Here is a 15,295-nt window from a genome sequence, read left to right as displayed (position 1 = left end):
CGGTACACGGACCCCGGGTGATGCCGGTGGGTGTGTTAGATCGTGTTGGGCAGTTGGACGTCGACCCGCAGGCCGCCGTGCTCGGCGGGTCGGGCGGCGATGATGCCGTCGTGCGCCTGGGTGATCGAACGGGCGATGGCCAGTCCCAGACCGGCGCCTCCGCCGTGTGAGGTGCGGTCGCGGGCGAGCCGACGGAACGGCTCGAAGAGACCGGCCACCGCCTCCGCCGGCACCGGTTGGCCGGTGTTGACCACGGACAGCGCGGGCGCGCCGCTCACCGCGACGGTCAGCGAGCCGCCCCGCCGGTTGTACTTGATCCCGTTCTCCACCAGATTGCTGACCAGGCGCTCCAGCAGCAGCCGCTCGCCGACGACGACCCGGGGTACGAGATGGGTGTCGATGGTGACCCCGGCCTCCCGCGCGCGGTCCTGGTACCCGGCGAGCACCGCCTCGACGATCGTGTCGAGCCGCTGCGGTATTCGCGAGCGCAGGCCCTGATCGCTCTCGCTGAGCGCGAGCAGCCCCTCGATCAGCCGCTCGTTGCGCTCGTTGGTCTCCAGCAGTTGGCTGGTCAACAGCTCCAACTGCTCGCCGGAAAGCGCCCTGGCCATGCCGACCTCGATGAGCGTCCGCTGCACGGCCAGCGGAGTACGCAGCTCGTGCGAGGCGTTCGCCGCGAACCGCCGCTGCCCCTCGTACCCCGCGGAAACGCGTTCCATCATCTCGTCGATCGCCCGGGACAGCCGGGCCAGTTCGTCGCGCCCCCGTGGTCGGATCCGGTGACCCAGGTTCTGCGGGCCGAGGTGCCCGATCGGCCCGGCCAGGTCACGGACCGGGCGCAGGCACCACACCGCACCGAACCAGAGCGCCACCAGGGCTGCCAGGGTCACGGCCACAACGGCCGCCAGCGGCAGCACGAACGCCCCGGGACGCACGTTCCCGCAGACCGTGTACAACCCGGGCACGGGCACGTCACAGAACTGCTGCCCCCACGTCCAGGTCACCCCCGACAACCACTTGCCGACCGCCGGCAACAGCGGCCCGGCCAGCAGTGCCAGCAGGCCCACGAGCAGCACCCGGCGTCGGGGAGTCCAGGTCACGCCGTGCCGCCGATGCGGTAGCCGGCCTTCGGAACGGTGTGGATGACCGCGGGATCACCGAGCTTCTTCCGCAACGTCATCATGGTGACCCGGACGGCGTTGGTGAACGGGTCGGCGAACTCGTCCCAGGCCTGCTCCAGCAACTCCTCAGCGCTGACCACCTGCCCGTCCGCCCGCAGCAGCACGTGCAGCACGGCGAACTCCTTCGGGCTCAGCGCCAGCGGGCGGCCGTCCCGGGTGGCGACGTGCCGGCCCACGTCCAGGACCAGGCCCTCCTGGGCGAGCACCGGTGGCAACGCCGGGGTGGACCGTCGACCGAGAGCCTGCACCCGGGCGACCAACTCGGCGAAGGCGAACGGTTTGGTCAGGTAGTCGTCCGCGCCGAGACCGAGCCCCTCCACCCGGTCCCGGATGCCGGCCGCCGCGGTGAGCAGCAGCACCCGGGTGCCAGCCTGTGAGTCGGCGATGCTGCGGCACACCTCGTCACCGGTGTGCCCCGGCATGTCCCGGTCCAGCACCGCGACGTCGTACCGGTTCACTCCGATCCGCTCCAGCGCACCGTCGCCGTCGTAGCAGACGTCGACGGCCATCGAAAGGCGTCGCAGCCCTTCGGCCACCGTGTCCGCCAACAATCGCTCGTCGTCCGCCACCAACACCCGCACGTGTCCGCTCCCCCGAGTTCGGCTTGCCCGGCATACCGTCGCAGGCCCGGGTTAAGGGTTCTGTAAGCACTCGCCGTAGCCATCCTCCACGGCACCGCCCAGCGGACAAACCACCCCAACCCAGGCCCCTGCCGGTTTCGTCCCCACCCCACGCGTTCTGCACCATCCATCCCCAACGACTACGCCGCCGACGACCGCAGGTGACCCGCGTCACGCCAATCCCAAACTCCCCCACCCCTCCCCCACCCCACCCCGCCCGGGCCCGCCGATCTTGCACTTTGGGTCGCTCAAATGTCCCGAATGCGGAAATGGTCCGGGCAGAAAGTGCAAGATCGCCGGGACCTTGGGTGGGGTGGGGCGGGGTGGGGCGGGGTGGGTTAGGACAGGGCTGCGCGGATGGTGGCTCTGATGTGTTGGGGGCGACGGTAGAGGTCGCGGTCGGTGAAGTAGCGCATGCGCCAGCCAGCAGCATCCAGCCAGTTGATCCGCTCCCGGTCGTACCGAAGCCGACTGCGGTCCAGGTGCGACAGTCCGTCGTACTCGATGCCAACCCGACGCTCGCGATAACCCAGATCAAGCCGGTAGAGCGGGTGGCCGTCGCCGTCGCTCACCCAGAGCTGCGGTTCGGGCGGTGGTAGCCCTCCGTCGACCACGATCAGCCGCAGTTGGCTCTCCTGCCGGCACTCTGCCCGACCGTCGGCCAGCGAGATGAGTTGCCGGGCCTGCCGGACCCCACGCAAGGCACCGTGGACCGAGACCTCCGCCAACAAATCGTCCTGGCTGACCACGCCCGACCGAAGTGCGGCATCGAGCACCGGCAGGGCGTCGAGCCGCCGGACGGCGCGGGCCAGGTCGACGGCGCAGCGGGCCGCAGGTACGCAAGGCAGACCTGCAACGAAGACTGGATCAACAGATAGAACGCTCCGGTGTACGACGACTCCGGGCAGGCGGGGCTTCGGCACCTCGGCGGGTAACTGGATATGGATCAGGTCGTCCCGCAGCACCCCGAAACCGTGCCGACGTGCCGCGCTCTGCCTTGCCAGCATGGCCCCTTCAGGCAGGCGAAGCATCAGCGCACGGAGTTCGTCATCATCACCGCAGGGCTGGTCGGCGTAGACCCCTCTACGCACCCGAAGCAGCTCCTCCCGACCGAGCCGGGTGCGGATCCGTCGAACGGTGAGTCCGCGCATCAGCGCGTCGGTACGCCACAACTGAGTTGCCATGACAGCAGGCTGACCGACCCAAGACCCCACGGAAGTCCCCCACGACCCACCTGTGGAAAACAAATCCCCCTGTGGACAACCCCCACACAACCCTCCCCCGTGCTAGCCGCCCCCACCCCGTCGCCACCCCTGCCACCCTCCCCCGGCGATCTTGCATTTTCTGTCGCAGAAATGCCCGATACGCGAGGAAAGCGGGGGCAGAAAGTGCAAGATCGCCGGGGGGATGGGGTGGGGGGTTAGTCGCAGGCTGTGCCGTCGCCGTCGCGGTCCAGGTCGTAGATGTCGTTGCCGATCACCCTGACGGGTCCGCTGACGTAGGCGGGGCCGTTGCCGCTGCCGCCCGCGCAGTCGACGTCGCTGGCGATCGGGACGCAACCGCTGTAGTTCGGGTCGCAATTCGACGACTGTGGCTTCTTGGTGCCGACGGCGACGACCTCGGTCACCGGTTGCTTCGTCACGGCGGACTTGACCAGCTTCCGGCCCGTCTGAACCCCGTCGGTGGTGGTCACCTGGTAGGTCAGCGTTCGCACGCCGTCCACACCCTTGGTACGGACCACCCGCTTGCCCTCGGCCAGCGATGAGTCCTTGACGGTCCGCACACCATGTTTGATCGCGGCCTGCTCCGTGACCGTCCGCACCCGCACGACCGGGGCGGGCGCCGCACCAGACGTGGACGCGGCACCAGCCGAGGGCGCCACACCAGACGAAGGCCCAGCGGACGAAGGCGCCGCATCGGACGGGACCTGCGTGGCAGATGGATCGGCGATCGGCGACGCGACCTGCGCGTCGGTGTCCCCCGTCGGCTCGGCGGGTGCCGCCACGATGGGTTGCTGCGGTTCGTCGGCTGCCGTGCCGGTACGGGTGGACTCCGGTTCGCCGGTCAGCGCGCCGATGATGGCGCCACCGGTGCAGCAGAGCAGCAGGAACGAGAGGGCCACCGAGCCGAGGATCACGGCCACTCGACGGCCCGGGCTGGCCCGGCGGAACCAGTTCGGTCGGGGTCCCGGGGCGAACGACGGCGGGTGCGGCCCAGGATTCTGCGGTGGTTGCATCGTCACGGCGATGAGTGTCGTCGCAAATACTGGCTGCAATATCCGCCGTCGCGACGATCACCCGCGCCATTCGCAGCGCAGGGACGATCGGTGGGTGCCCCCTCCCGCGACGAACCGACAACCGCGGCAAGCCCTCGGGTCGGCCCGGCAGGGCCGATCGTGCGGCCACACGTGCCTACCTGAGCTGTAAAACGGCAGGTACCGGGCTAATTCACGGTCGATTCGTTGGGTCCGACAAAAGCCGACGGCCTCTCGACGCAGGTTGTGTCGAGATGCCGTCAGCAAAGGCCTCAGCTCGCCGCGCGGCGGGACCGCCGCCCCCGAAGCGAGTTGAGGCCGACCAGCAGCAGCGCGAGCACGAACATCGCGGTGCCGATGACGTTGACCTGCGGTGGGATGCCCCGCTGGGCAGCGCCCCAGACGTACATCGGGAACGTGACGGTGGTGCCGGCGTTGAAGTTCGTGACGATGAAGTCGTCGAAACTCAGCGAGAAGGCCAGCAACGCCGCAGCCACGATGCCGGGCAGCACCAGCGGCAGGGTGATCCGCCGGAAGGTCTGCCACTCGCTGGCGTAGAGGTCCATGGCGGCCTCCTCCAGCCGCCGGTCCATCCCGGCGAGCCGCGCCTTCACGGTGACCACCACGAACGACAGGCAGAACATCACGTGCGCGATCACGATTGTCCAGAAGCCCTGCGGCACCCCGGCGGACACGAAGAGCGCCAGCAGCGACGTGCCCATCACCAGTTCCGGGGTGGCCATCGGCAGGAAGATCAGCACGTTGATGCCGGACCGGCCGCGAAAACGATGCCGGACCAGCGCGAACGCCATCAGGGTGCCGAGCACGGTGGCGACCACCGTGGCGAGAAAGCCGATCTGCACGCTACGGAGCACCGCGTCGCACATGTCCGAGGTGGCGCACGGCTGACGCCAGTTTTCCAGGGTGAACTCGTTGAAGTCGTACGACAGCCGGCTCGACGGGCGGTTGAACGACAGCGCGGCCACCACCAGGATCGGCAGCGCCAGGTAGCCGAGCACCAACAACGCCACGATCATCACCCAGCGGTCCGCCAACCAACGGGAGGCTCTCACAACGCCTCCTCGGCGCCGGCGCTGCGCAGATAGCCGTAGACCACCGCGAGGATCGCCGCCATCAGCAGGAACGACAGGGCAGCGCCCTGCGGATAGTCCAGCCGGACCAGGAAGGCCGAGTCGATGACGTTGCCGATCATGTACTCGTTCGGGGTGCCGAGCAGCTCGGCGTTGATGTAGTCACCGCTGGCCGGAATGAAGAACAGCAGCGTGCCGGCGACCAGGCCGGGCCTGGACAGCGGCAGGGTCACCCGCCGAAACGCCTGCGCCGGGCTCGCGTACAGGTCACTGGCCGTCTCCAGCAGCCGGCCGTCCAGCCGCTCCAGGCTCGCGTACAGCGGCAGCACCAGAAACGGCAGGAAGTTGTACGTCAGGCCGAGCACCACCGCGACCGGAGTGGCCAGCAACCGGCCGTCCGGGGCAAGCAGATGTACGTCCCGCAGCAGGCCGACCAGCGTGCCGTTGTCCGACAGGATCGTCTTCCAGGCCAGCGTGCGCACCAGGAAGCTGGTGAACATCGGCGCGACGACGCAGACGAGCAGCAGGTTCTTCCAGCGCCCGGCCTTCTGTGCGATCGCGTACGCCAGCGGGTAGCCCAGCAGCAACGCCAGCAGCAACGCCGCGCCGGCGTAGGAGAACGAGCGCAGAAACTGCGGCCAGTACGCCTGTAACACGTCCGGATAGTTGCTGAAAGCCCAGGTCATCGCGTACCCGGTGGAGAGCGAGCCGCTGGGGTCGTACAGGCTGGCCGCCGCGAGCTGCACCAACGGCACACCAAAGAAAATCAGCAGCCAGGCCGCGCCGGGCAACACCAGGAGGTACGGCAGGAGCCGGCGTCGCCCGGACCGGGCTGCCGGTGGTGCGGCCGGCGGGTTGCCCGATCCGGTGGGGGCCAGGAGGGTCACGACAACACGCCCACCGGCTCGTCGAGCGCCGGTGCTGTCGGGTCGGTGTTGACGGCGTCCCGGGGCAGCAGGAACGCGTGCCGCGGATCCCAGCACGCCACGGCTTCACTGCCGACCGGCGTTCGCACCGCCGCTCCGCTGTTGGCCACGAAGACTGACAGCTCGGTGCCCCAGCCGGCGCGCAGCAGGTACTGGGTGCTGACCCCCACGTAGGAAGCGTCGGTGACCACCCCGGTGACGTGCTGATGCCCGGCGGGCACCTGGTCGGCGGAGCCGACCAGATGCAGTTTCTCCGGGCGTACCCCCAGGTGGACCGGACCGCGGTCGGCCCGTGCCCGGCCGGCGGGCACCGAGAAGCGCGCGCCGTGCGCCGTCACCGCGACCTCGCCGCCGGCGGTGCCGGCGGCCTCACCGGCGAGCAGGTTGGAGTGGCCGAGGAAGTTCGCCACGAACGCGGTCGCGGGGAACTCGTAGATGTCGGCCGGCGTGCCGAGCTGCTCGATCCTGCCAGCGTTCATCACCGCGACGGTGTCGGCCATCGTCATGGCCTCCTCCTGGTCGTGCGTGACGTGCACGAACGTGATGCCCACCTCGATTTGGATCCGCTTGAGTTCGATCTGCATCTGCCGGCGCAACTTCAGGTCGAGCGCGCCGAGCGGCTCGTCGAGCAGCAGCACCTGCGGTCGGTTGATCAGCGCACGGGCCAGCGCGACACGCTGCTGTTCGCCGCCGGAGAGCTGCGCGGGGCGGCGGTTGCCGAAGCCGTCGAGCTGCACCAACGACAGCATCCGGGTGACCGCGTCGTCGACCGAGCGGATGCCGCGTCGTCGCAGCCCGAAGGCCACGTTCTCGAAGATGCTGAGGTGCGGAAAGAGCGCGTAGCTCTGGAACACGGTGTTGACCGGCCGCTTGTACGGTCGCAGCCGGGAAATGTCCCGGTCACCGAGCAGCACCTGGCCGCTGGTCGGCTCCTCCAGCCCGGCGATCATCCGCAGCGTGGTGGTCTTGCCGCAGCCGGACGCGCCGAGCAGCGCGAAGAAGGAGCCCCGTGGAACGGTCAGGCTGAGGTCGTCGACCGCGGTGAAGGTGCCGAACCGCCTGGTGAGGTTGGCCAAACGCAGATCGCCGGCCGGTGTCTCGCGCGTCATCCCCTTCACGCCCCGATGACCTGCTGGAACTTGCCCTCGTACTCCCGCTCCTGCTTCTCGTCGAGAGCCATGAACACCTTGGACTTCGACAGCAACGCGTCGTCCGGGAAGATCAACGGGTTGGCCGCGAGCTCAGGGTCGATCTTCTCCATCTCGGCCTGGGCACCCTTGACCGGGCAGATGTAGTTGACGTACGCGGCGAGCTTCGCGGCGACCACCGGCTCGTAGTAGTAGTTGATGAGCTGCTCGGCGTTCGCCCGGTGGGTGGCCTTGTTGGGGACCATCATGTTGTCGCTGTACAGCATCGCCCCGGAGTCAGGTGCCACGAACTGCACTTTGTCGTCCTCACCGGACAGTTGGATGACGTCCCCGGACCAGCCGATGCACGCGGCGATGTCGCCCTTGGCCAGGTCGGGTGCGTAGTCGTTGCCGGTGAACCTGCGGATCTGTCCGGCGTCGACCGCCTTCTTCAGCTTGTTGAGCGCGTCGTCGAACTGCGCGCTCGTAAAGTTGGAAGGGTCGTGCCCGCCCGCCCCGAGCAGCAGACCCATGGTGTCGCGCATTTCGCTGAGCGCGGTCACCCTGCCCTTGAGGTCGGGGCGGGTGAGCAGCTCGTCGACCGTCCGCAGTTCCTTGGTGACGTTGCCGTTGTACGCCAACCCGGCCAGGCCGGACTGCCACGGGATGGAGATCCGGTTCTCGGTGTCGAAGGACCGGTTGTCCAGTGACGGAAGCAGGTTGGCCTGCACGTTCGGAATCTTCGCCGGGTCGAGCTTCTGGATCCAGCCGAGCCGGATCATCCGGGCCGCCATCCAGTCGCTCAGCACGACGATGTCGCGGTCGGTGCTCTGGCAGGCGGCCAGCTGATTCTGCACCTTGCCGAGGAACTCGTTGTTGTCGTTGATGTCCTCGGTGTAGGTCACCTGGATGCCGGTCCTCGTCACGAACTCGTCCAGGCTGGGTCGCTTCGACTCGTCCTTGGAGTCCACGTCCATGTACTGCGGCCAGTTGGAGAAGGCAAGCGTCTTCTCAGCGCCGGAGAGGTCTTCGCTGACGCAGCCGGCCTCGGTCTGCTGCGCGCCCTTGGTGCCGCAACCGACGAGGCTGCCGCCCGTAGCGAACAGGGCAGCCGAACTGAGAGTGCCGGTGAGCAGTCCACGCCGGGAGAGGGGCCGGAGGGGAGTACGCATGACGACTCCTAAAGGGGTCATCGTCGGCGGGCGGGACGGTGGGGGCGCGCCGACGGAGTAGTCGTGAGGCTCAGGTGCCAGGGACGACTGATCCTGACATGAGGGGGCTCGTGGGCCACGATCGCCAAGGCGGTAGGACGCCCTCGCCCGCCGGGCGCCGGTGGCTCCCGAGGCCCGCACCGGACTCCCGGCTTGATCCACTCAACGTCGCCGACATTGCGGTATCAACCACGCCTCGACACCACAACATCGGCGATCCGGCGTTGATCAACGCCGCGAGGCCGCCCGAGAGGGCGCGAGACAGCCCGAGCCGGCGCGGTGCGGTGTGCTTGTTAGTGGTTGGGGGGGATTACTCGGAGGTGGCCTCGGCGGCCGGTTTGGTGGGGGTTCTCGTGGTGACCCTGGTCGGGGTCCGGGGGACGTGGGGCTGGGCGGGCGGCTTCGCGTACCGCCTCGGCCAGCGCGACCAGGTCGTCGGTGGTGGGCGGCGGCGGCTCGAACTCGCCCTCGTGCCGGACCACGTCCCAACCACGGGGTGCGGTGAGGCTACGGGCGTGCGGCTCACACAGGTCGTACGTGTGCGGCTCGGCGAACGCGGCCAGCGGCCCCACCACCGCTGTCGACTCGTTGTAGACATAGGTCAATGTGGCGACCGCTTGCCGGGGGCAGCCGTTACGGGAGCAGCGCCGTGGTGACCTCACGGCGGCAGGGTATCTCCATTACCGGGTCCGGCGCATCGGTTCGCGTTGCGACACGCCCGTTGTGGTGATCACAGTTCGCCGTCCTGGGCTCGCCGCGCCACGTGAGCGGCGCTGCCGCTGACCAGCCCGGCGCGGGCGCTACCCTTTGCCTCATGACGAGCCCGGAACACCGCCGCCCCGGCCCTGGCCGGCGCGCGCATCGTGACCGGCACGGTCGCGGCCTGCGCGGACGGCTGGTGCCGGCCACCGTGCCGCTGGCGCGGACCAAGGCCGAGGTCTTCGACGACCTGGTCCTGGACACCGTCGAGACGCTGGAGCGTCGGTTCGCCAAGGAGTTGGCCGGGGTCGAGTTCGCCGTCGAAGATGTCCCGCCGGATCTGAACGTCTACGACTCCGACGTGTTGGAGGACGGCGAGGTCCCGCTGGCCCGGCTGCTGCCCGGCCGTCCCGGCCGCCAGGAGGTGCCGCCGCGGATCGTGCTGTACCGACGGCCCCTGGAGTTCCGGGCGATGGATCGTGAGGACCTCGCCGACCTCGTGCATGACGTGATCATCGAACAGGTGGCGAACCTCCTCGGGGTCGATCCCGACGAGCTCGCCTGAGCCAAGCCCCGCGCGGGTGAGTCGGGCGGCCCCCACCGCCCCGACCTCGCACCGCTCAGGCAGCCCGCCGCTTCAACTTGCGCCGCTCCCGCTCGGAGAGCCCACCCCAGATGCCGAACCGCTCGTCGTGACCCAGAGCGTATTCGAGGCATTCAGTCTTGACCTCGCAGCGCGAACAGATCCGCTTCGCCTCGCGGGTCGAGCCGCCCTTCTCGGGAAAGAACGCTTCGGGGTCGGTCTGCGAGCACAAAGCTCGCTCCTGCCACTCCGGCGCGTTTCCGAGCAGGTCGGCCACCTCAAGCTGGCCGTCCATCAAATGCCTCCTTGTCGCGCACCGGCGTCATCGCCGCTGCAACCCCCCACGCGAAAGGCGTGCTTGTCCGTCCGGTCCCGTTTTGTTGCGTTCCGTGCGAACAACCCCATTCAAATTACACGCGTGTAATGCGTGCGCCGTCAAGCCAAACTTGATAATGGAGTCGCCCTCCCGACACCCCCGGCCGGCCACTCGAGCCGTCCAGCCTCGCAACCTGCCCTATCGATTCAGACCCCGGCCGAGTAACGCCCTCTCCGGCGAGTTGCCCGACTTTTCTGCCGTGGCGCTCCCCTGACGAGTCGCCGCCAGGATGGCGCCAGACCCCCTTTCCCCCAAGCTGATCTTGGTGGGGGACAGGTTAACGCGGTGCGGCGCAGACTGCCCGCCAAGCCGGGCACAGCGCTAGCGCCCCGTCCACGATGTGGACGGGGCGCGGCGTTCGAACCGGTACGACGGGGTCAGCCAACGACCCCGAAACCGCTGCTGGGCCAGGCAAACTCGGCAATCCCTCCACCATGGACAGAAACCGTCCCGGCAGGAGTACTTTCGTCCCACCAGACGGTATAGATCCCGGCGGGCAGATCCGGATAGACCGCACTGTGGAACGAGCCGTCCTGCACCCGGCGCTCACGCACCGCCGAGTGGACCCGCCGGTCATCGCCCCGGCTGATCTCAATTTCCCGACCGTGCAGATCCCGGCCGGTGTAGACGATCAGGGCACCGGTGTCGCCGCCCAGATCGAGGACGACGCTCCCGGTCTCCGACGGCCCGTACGCGTGCTCGTGCATCTCCGCGCCCCCGCGCCGGTCAGGACGCCGCCGGCGGGTTGTTGAACCCGTCGTACGGCGTACCCAGGTAGGGGAAGTTTGCGAGGAACGGCGCGGTCACGTCGGCGGCGCTCAGCCCGGGGGTGACCGCGGCGGCCGCCGCGTCCGGGCGGAACGTCTTGTCGACCAGCGGGACGGTCAGACCGGCGATCGCCCGCAACGCGATGCTGACCACGTCGTCGGCGACTCGCCGCCCGTTCGGGAACCCGGCCAGGTCGCCACCGAGCACCCCGAACCGGTCCGGGCGGCGGGTCGGCGGGATCGCGGTGTTCAGCCGCAGCATGTCGGCCTGCACCTCGCCGGTTGCGTTGGTGAAGCCGTCGATCAGACCGGCCGGCACGCCGGTGAGCAGGATCGCCACCAGGTCGGCTCGGGCCTTCTTCGCCCTGGTGAGCTTGTCCAGATTCGGGAAGACGTCCGGGTAGAGCGCCGGCAGCAGAGCCGCCAGCTCCGGCTGCTCGACGAACTGCGCGAACCGCTTGTCCTCCGAGGGCGGCAGTGAATTCCACAGGTCCTTCTTGGACATCGGCACGATGACCTCGTTGAACAGTGGATTGCCCAACCGGGAGACCTGGGTGAACGGGCCGGTGGAGGTGTCCGCCCCACCCCGGTCGCCGAGCACCCGCACCTGCCGGCGCGACGCCGATGTCCACACCCCGAGCACCGATGCCGGGTCAGCGGCACCGTAGCGGTTGGCGCGCCGGTGCACCTGCTTCAGCGGCACCTGGACGGCGATGCTGTGCACGTTCATCCGGTCGGTGGCGTTGACCGGCTCACCCTCGGCCTTGAAGATCTTCTTGCCGGCGACGTGCAGCTGCTGGAACGGCCGCAACGTGCCGAGGTCGAAGATCGCCCCCAGGTCGACGAAGAAACCGTCGGCGCGCTGCCCGGCGAAGACCCGCTCCCCGGTGGAGAGCGAGTAGGTGGCCTGCCGCACCAGCTCGGCGTACTTCGGAGTGGACAGCGGGCCGACGTTGCAGGGGGGACACGGCAACTTGTGCGCCAGCCGGCGCTCCTGGCCGTCGGCCACCCGGGTCAGGCTGTAGAACTGCCGCCGGTTCCAGTTCTCGCTGTCCAGCGAGTCGATCGGGCCCGTGTTGTAGAGAAAGCTGTTCGGATTGGTGATCTCAGTGGTGAATTCGAACCGGTAGGTGACATCCGGGCGACCGTCGCCGTCGTTGTCGATATGGATCTCGTAGCGCACGTCGTCACCGAACTCGAAGAAGTTCGGGCCCCCGGAGGGCAGCTGCAGCGGCACGTAGTTGGCGATCAACGTGACCGTGTCGGGTTTGTCGGGGCTGACGAACGCGTACAGGTCAGAGCTGTCGGCGACCGGATCCTTGGCTATCTCCGGGGCCTCGCGGTGGGAAGACATGGCGGACCAACCTCACTGGGCGGGGACAGGATGGCAGTGCGGAGTGCCGGGTCAGCGCCGGGCGGCGCGCCGCAGCCGGTCCGCCAGGCTGCGGTCGCGTACCTCGATCCGGGCCTCACCGACGAAGACGTCCATCGTTCCGGACTTGGCGTCACGCAGGTGCACGACGATCGGTTCGTCGCCTCGTCCGGCCGCGCCCGGGGCGTTCTGCGCGGCCGACAGGCCCGGCACGGTGAGCGCGGCGGCGCCGAGGGTGGCGCTGGCCGCGGCAGTCAACGTCTGCCGGCGGGTCAGTCGCGGCCAGGGCCGCTTCCGCTGATCACTGGACATGGGAAACCTTTCCGGCGGCGGCGCGAACGCGCCCGCGAGGACGGACGGGTCCGGTGCCGTCCAACGACGCCGCCGGGCCCCACGAGGGATCACCGGCGGCGGTCCTCGCCGCGACCGCCGCCGGCACCGCGTGGTACGGCCGGCGGCGGGGAAAGGTTCGACGTCAGGGCCGGACGTGACCGTACGCAGTCGAACGCTTGCGCGCCGGACGCCCGGCGGCCTTCGCGATGGCCCGCAACTGCTCCTCGGTACGCGCCGACCCGTTGTCGGAGCCCGCCATCCGGGAGATGGTCTCCTCCATCAGCGTGCCCCCCAGGTCGTTGCAGCCACCCTGGAGCATCGCCACCGTGCCCTCGTCGCCCAGCTTCACCCAGGAGCACTGGATGTTGTCGATCCGACCGTGCAACAGCAGCCGGGACATGGCGTGCACCACCCGATTCTCCCGCCAGGTCGGCCCGGGTCGGGCGATGCCGGCCAGGTAGATCGGGGCGTTGGTGTGCACGAACGGCAACGCCACGAACTCGGTGAACCCGCCGGTGCGGTCCTGCACACCGGCCAGCACCCGGAAGTGCGCCAGCCACTGCCCGGGGTGGTCGACGTGGCCGTACATCATGGTGGAGCTGGACCGGATGCCCAGCTCATGCGCGGTGCTGACCACGTCGACCCAGGCGGCGGCCGGGAGTTTGCCCTTGGTCAACACCCACCGCACGTCGTCGTCGAGGATCTCCGCGGCGGTGCCGGGGATGGTGTCCAGCCCTGCCTCGCGCAGCTGCGTCAACCACTCGCGGACCGGGACGCCGGCCTTCGCGGCGGCGGTGACGATCTCCATGGGTGAGAACGCGTGCACGTGCATCTCGGGCACCCGGGCCTTGATCGCGCGCACGATGTCGGCGTACCCGGTGACCGGCATCTTCGGGTCGATGCCGCCCTGGAGGCAGACCTCGCTGGCACCGGCCGACCACGCCTCCTCGGCCCGGTCGGCGACCTGGTCGACGGAGAGCCGGTACGCGTCGGCGTCCCGCTCACGCTGAGCGAAGGCGCAGAACCGGCAGCCCACGTAGCAGACGTTGCTGAAGTTGATGTTGCGGTTGACCACGTAGGTGACGTCGTCACCGACCGTGTCCCGACGGACGTCGTCGGCGAGTCGGCACAACGCGTCGAGTGCCGGCCCGTCCGCGCTGAACAACGCCAGCGCGGCATCGGTGTGCGCCGGCTCCAGCAGCGCGGCGGGGTCGTCGGCGGCGAGCCGCAACCCGGCGCGCAGGTCGTCGTCGCCAGTGATAGCCGTCGGCCCGGCGGTCACCTTCGTGGCCACCTCCGCCCAGTCCCCGTAGACGCTGTCGAAGTCGCCCCGCCGGTCATCGGTCCGGCCGGTGGTGTCGATCGTGGCGTGCAGGTCGGTCCGGCCGCCGAACACCTCCTCCGGCTCCTGCCAGGGCAGACCCTGGGGCATCGCCGACTCGACCGCCATCCCCGTCGTCGCATCGGCCAGTGCCCCGACGTGCGGCAGCAGCCGCGGGTCGAGCCACGGGTCACCGGCGCGCACGTACTCGGGGTAGATCGTCAACCGCTCCCGCAGCGTGAACCCGGCCAGCTCGGTGTGCCGGGCCAACTCCTCGATCTGCGGCCAGGGGCGCTCCGGGTTGACGTGGTCCGGGGTCAGCGGGGAGACACCGCCCCAGTCGTCGATGCCGGCGCGCAGCAGCAGGTCGTACTCGCCGGCGATGAGATTCGGCGGGGCCTGGATCCGGGCCTTCGGACCGAGCAGCAACCGGGCCACCGCCACCGTGGCGGCCAGATCGTGCAGCTCGGCGTCGGGCATGCCGCGCATCGCCGTGTCCGGCTTGGCGCGGAAGTTCTGCACGATCACCTCCTGGAGGTGGCCGTACTCCCGGTGGGCGCGGCGGATCGCGAAGAGCGCGTCCACCCGTTCCGCCGGGGTCTCCCCGATGCCGATCAGGATGCCGGTGGTGAACGGCACTCCGACCCGGCCCGCGTCCTCGAGCACCCGCAGCCGGACCGCCGGCTCCTTGTCGGGTGAGCCGAAGTGCGGGCCGCCCGGCTCGGACCAGAGCCGGGTCGCGGTCGTCTCCAACATCATGCCCATGCTCGGTGCGACCGGCTTGAGTCGTTGCAGCTCCGACCAGCTCAACACCCCGGGGTTGAGGTGCGGCAGCAGCCCGGTCTCCTCCAGCACCGCGACCGCGCAGGCACGCAGGTAGTCCAGGGTGGAGTCGTAGCCGCGCTCGTCCAGCCAGCTTCGGGCCGCCGGCCAGCGCTCCTCCGGCCGGTCACCCAGGGTGAACAGAGCCTCCTTGCAGCCCTGCGCGGCGCCGGCTCGGGCGATGGCCAGCACCTCGTCGCGGTCGAGGAACGGCGCCGGCAACCGGTGCGGCACGGTGGCGAACGTGCAGTAGTGGCACCGGTCCCGGCAGAGCCGGGTCAGCGGGATGAAAACCTTCTTGGAGTACGTGACCACGCCCGGCCGCCCGGCGTCGCGCAGGCCGGCGTCGCGGATCCCACCGGCCACCCGGAGCAACTCGTCCAGCGCGTCACCACGGGCGGACAGCAGCGCGGCCGCCTCATCGACGTCCAGCGCCCGCCCGGTCGCAGCCCGGCCCAGGGCCCGCCGCACGCTGGCGTCGCTGGGAGCGGAGAAGGTGCGATCAACCATCCGCTCAGCCTAGGCGCTTCGCGATCCCGCTCGACCAACCCGTGCCCCCGCTCCCCTCCCCACCCCGTTGATCATGAAGTTATCGCCACGACACGCCGCGCC

15 protein-coding genes are annotated in these 15,295 nt (G+C 69.5%); 1 reads left to right on the top strand and 14 read right to left on the bottom strand.

Annotated elements, in window-relative coordinates; translation table 11 throughout:
• Positions 1 to 35: 35 nt before the first annotated feature.
• The 9 genes from HNR20_RS18875 to HNR20_RS18835 all read right to left on the bottom strand — a co-directional run bounded on the left by HNR20_RS18875 (position 36) and on the right by HNR20_RS18835 (position 9,072).
• Positions 36 to 1,100, bottom strand: coding sequence for a sensor histidine kinase (locus HNR20_RS18875; RefSeq protein WP_184181644.1), 1,065 nt, complete (start codon positions 1,098 to 1,100; stop codon positions 36 to 38).
• Entirely contained in the window at positions 1,097 to 1,762 is a 666-nt protein-coding gene (locus HNR20_RS18870; protein WP_184181642.1) for a response regulator transcription factor, read from the bottom strand. The genes HNR20_RS18875 and HNR20_RS18870 overlap by 4 nt, the downstream gene beginning before the upstream one ends.
• 377 nt (positions 1,763 to 2,139) lie before the next feature.
• Positions 2,140 to 2,985 (bottom strand): type IV toxin-antitoxin system AbiEi family antitoxin, encoded by an 846-nt coding sequence (locus HNR20_RS18865; protein ID WP_184181640.1) that lies wholly within the window; start codon positions 2,983 to 2,985, stop codon positions 2,140 to 2,142.
• A gap of 236 nt (positions 2,986 to 3,221) precedes the next feature.
• Positions 3,222 to 4,037 carry a G5 domain-containing protein gene (locus HNR20_RS18860; RefSeq protein ID WP_184188681.1) on the bottom strand — a complete coding sequence of 272 codons (816 nt, stop codon included), beginning with the start codon at positions 4,035 to 4,037 and terminating at the stop codon, positions 3,222 to 3,224.
• Positions 4,038 to 4,327: 290 nt separating this feature from the next.
• Entirely contained in the window at positions 4,328 to 5,128 is an 801-nt protein-coding gene (locus tag HNR20_RS18855) for an ABC transporter permease (RefSeq protein ID WP_229686981.1), read from the bottom strand.
• The gene (locus HNR20_RS18850) at positions 5,125 to 6,033 is read right to left on the bottom strand and encodes an ABC transporter permease (RefSeq protein ID WP_184181638.1); all 909 of its coding nucleotides are present in this window, start codon (positions 6,031 to 6,033) and stop codon (positions 5,125 to 5,127) included. The genes HNR20_RS18855 and HNR20_RS18850 overlap by 4 nt, the downstream gene beginning before the upstream one ends.
• Positions 6,030 to 7,181: an ABC transporter ATP-binding protein gene (locus HNR20_RS18845; RefSeq protein WP_184181636.1), complete on the bottom strand. Its 1,152-nt coding sequence runs from the start codon at positions 7,179 to 7,181 to the stop codon at positions 6,030 to 6,032. The genes HNR20_RS18850 and HNR20_RS18845 overlap by 4 nt, the downstream gene beginning before the upstream one ends.
• 5 nt (positions 7,182 to 7,186) lie before the next feature.
• A complete protein-coding gene (locus HNR20_RS18840) occupies positions 7,187 to 8,371 on the bottom strand; it encodes a polyamine ABC transporter substrate-binding protein (protein ID WP_184181634.1) in 1,185 nt (394 codons plus the stop codon).
• A gap of 332 nt (positions 8,372 to 8,703) precedes the next feature.
• Positions 8,704 to 9,072 carry a DUF3499 domain-containing protein gene (locus HNR20_RS18835; protein ID WP_110562109.1) on the bottom strand — a complete coding sequence of 123 codons (369 nt, stop codon included), beginning with the start codon at positions 9,070 to 9,072 and terminating at the stop codon, positions 8,704 to 8,706.
• Between the two features lie 152 nt (positions 9,073 to 9,224).
• On the opposite strand from HNR20_RS18835, the gene HNR20_RS18830 reads away from it, so the two are divergent.
• Positions 9,225 to 9,674, top strand: a complete 450-nt coding sequence (locus HNR20_RS18830) for a metallopeptidase family protein (protein ID WP_007455785.1) — start codon at positions 9,225 to 9,227, stop codon at positions 9,672 to 9,674.
• A gap of 55 nt (positions 9,675 to 9,729) precedes the next feature.
• Here HNR20_RS18830 and HNR20_RS18825 read toward each other — a convergent pair whose 3' ends face one another.
• The 5 genes from HNR20_RS18825 to HNR20_RS18805 all read right to left on the bottom strand — a co-directional run bounded on the left by HNR20_RS18825 (position 9,730) and on the right by HNR20_RS18805 (position 15,193).
• Positions 9,730 to 9,987, bottom strand: coding sequence for a WhiB family transcriptional regulator (locus HNR20_RS18825; RefSeq protein WP_007455784.1), 258 nt, complete (start codon positions 9,985 to 9,987; stop codon positions 9,730 to 9,732).
• 458 nt (positions 9,988 to 10,445) lie between these two features.
• Entirely contained in the window at positions 10,446 to 10,775 is a 330-nt protein-coding gene (locus tag HNR20_RS18820) for a phospholipase (RefSeq protein WP_184181632.1), read from the bottom strand.
• A gap of 19 nt (positions 10,776 to 10,794) precedes the next feature.
• Positions 10,795 to 12,189 (bottom strand): DUF4331 domain-containing protein, encoded by a 1,395-nt coding sequence (locus HNR20_RS18815; protein WP_184181629.1) that lies wholly within the window; start codon positions 12,187 to 12,189, stop codon positions 10,795 to 10,797.
• Between the two features lie 51 nt (positions 12,190 to 12,240).
• A complete protein-coding gene (locus HNR20_RS18810; RefSeq protein ID WP_184181627.1) occupies positions 12,241 to 12,519 on the bottom strand; it encodes a hypothetical protein in 279 nt (92 codons plus the stop codon).
• 163 nt (positions 12,520 to 12,682) lie between these two features.
• A complete protein-coding gene (locus tag HNR20_RS18805; RefSeq protein WP_184181625.1) occupies positions 12,683 to 15,193 on the bottom strand; it encodes a bifunctional FO biosynthesis protein CofGH in 2,511 nt (836 codons plus the stop codon).
• Between the last annotated feature and the right edge of the window lie 102 nt (positions 15,194 to 15,295).

This window comes from Micromonospora parathelypteridis, from assembly GCF_014201145.1.
Lineage (GTDB): Bacteria > Actinomycetota > Actinomycetes > Mycobacteriales > Micromonosporaceae > Micromonospora > Micromonospora parathelypteridis.
The sequence above is the reverse complement of the archived record's forward strand: the minus strand, read 5'-3'. Positions and strand labels throughout refer to the sequence as shown.